General features: G+C 62.6%; 1 protein-coding gene. It reads left to right on the top strand.

Annotated features, from left to right (window positions below):
- Positions 1 to 57: 57 nt before the first annotated feature.
- Positions 58 to 1,368, top strand: coding sequence for a homoserine dehydrogenase (locus NW819_RS13200; RefSeq protein WP_011433040.1), 1,311 nt, complete (start codon positions 58 to 60; stop codon positions 1,366 to 1,368).
- The last annotated feature ends 39 nt before the right edge of the window (positions 1,369 to 1,407 follow it).

The following is a 1,407-nucleotide window of genomic DNA, read 5'->3' as shown; positions in this document are numbered from 1 at the left end:
ACTCCGTCCCGCTAACGGGAACAGCAGGCAAAAGGAAGAGTTGTGGTCTAAAGCGCTATGCGCCGCTACCGCGAACGAGTTGGGCTATTGGGGCTGGGCACGGTTGGCACGGGTGTTGTGCAAATTCTGCAGCAACCCCGGCATCCTCTCTTGCAGTCGGTTGAGATTGCGGCGGTGGGGGTGCGCTCTTTGGATAAGCCACGGCAAGTGCGGATCCCGCCTGAGCGCCTGACCACCAATCTGGAGCAAATCGTGTCGGATCCGGAAATCGACGTGGTCATCGAGCTGATGGGGGGCTTGGAGCCGGCCCGCACCTTGATCTTAAAAGCCCTTGACCACGGCAAACCGGTGATCACGGCTAACAAAGCGGTGATCGCCCGCCACGGAGAGGAGATCTTTCAGGCGGCAGCCCAAGCCAAAGTCTCGGTGCTCTTGGAAGCGGCAGTCGGGGGCGGGATCCCGATTCTGCAGCCCTTGCAACAGTCCCTGCAGGCCAGCCACATCCAGGCGGTCTGGGGCATTGTGAACGGCACCACCAACTTCATCCTCAGCCAGATGACCCAGGCGGCCAGCTCATTTGAGGAAGCCCTGGCCCTGGCCCAGGCCCACGGCTACGCCGAAGCGGATCCCAGCGCCGATGTGGAAGGGTGGGATGCCGCCGACAAGATCGCCATTTTGGCCAGCCTTGCTTTCGGGGTGTCTGTGAAGCGGGAAGCCATCCCCTGCGAAGGGATCCGCGGCATCAGCCCCACCGACATTCGCTATGCCCGCGAGTGGGGCTACACCTTCAAGCTCTTGGCCATCGCCCAAAGGGCCAACTCTGGCGGGGAGGCAGCGAAGATGGCTTTGGATATCCGGGTTCACCCCACCCTTCTGCCCTCTACCCACCCCTTGGCCAACATCAACGGTGTGGACAATGCCGTCCTGGTGCAGGGGGATCCTTTGGGGCAGGTGGTGCTGTCGGGGCCGGGGGCGGGGCGGGGGCCGACTGCCAGTGCCGTTGTTGGCGATCTGCTGACCCTGATTGCCCACCGGCAAACGGGGGCTGATGCCCCCAATCCGCTGTGGGGATTCTCCTGCTTCCCCGCTGCCGCCTCTTTGATCCCTCTCTCGGAATTGGAGTCGGAGTTTTACGTGCGGGTGTTGGCTCAGGATCAGCCGGGGGTAATGGGGGCGATTGGCACCTGCTTCGGTCGCCACCGGGTTAGCCTGGAGAGCATTACCCAAAAGGAATGTCACCAAGAGCAGGCGGAGATTGTGATTCTCACCCACACCGTCCGGGAGGCCGACTGCCGACAGGCGCTGGCCGAGATCCAACAACTGCCCCAGGTGGCCGGGATCCCCAGCCTATTTCGGGTGCTGCGCTAGCTGCTATAGATCCAAAATGCTCCGCACCGCTGACGCGAA

This window comes from Synechococcus sp. R8-2 (genome assembly GCF_047461715.1).
GTDB lineage: Bacteria > Cyanobacteriota > Cyanobacteriia > Thermostichales > Thermostichaceae > Thermostichus.
Note: the sequence above shows the minus strand (reverse complement) of the source record. Positions and strands in the feature narration are given on the sequence as shown.